Raw genomic sequence first — 297 nt, 5'->3', positions numbered from 1 at the left:
CAATGTGGCAGAAGAGTATGGTATTACGCGGGAAGCGCAGGACCGATGGGCGTTCCGCAGCCAGCAAAGAGCGGCACAAGCGGTAGCGAACGGTACGTTTGACGAGGAAATCGTTCCTGTCCCCATCCCGCAAAAAAAAGCAGACCCGATGCTGGTCACCCGTGACGAGGCGCCTCGCCCCGAAACCAGTCTGGAAGTGCTGGCGAAGCTGCCTCCTGTCTATAAAAAGGATGGGACGATTACAGCCGGAAACGCTCCCGGGATAAACGACGGAGCAGCTGCGATGGTGCTGATGTC

The 297-nt window shown here is 57.9% G+C and carries 1 pseudogene; it reads left to right on the top strand.

Annotated elements, in window-relative coordinates:
* Window positions 1-297, top strand: a pseudogene (locus tag MXD62_RS08330) (acetyl-CoA C-acyltransferase); the annotation flags it as partial.

The sequence above is a fragment of the Frankia sp. Mgl5 genome, assembly GCF_023242985.1.
Classification (GTDB): domain Bacteria; phylum Actinomycetota; class Actinomycetes; order Frankiales; family Frankiaceae; genus Parafrankia; species Parafrankia soli.
The sequence above is the reverse complement of the archived record's forward strand: the minus strand, read 5'-3'. Positions and strand labels throughout refer to the sequence as shown.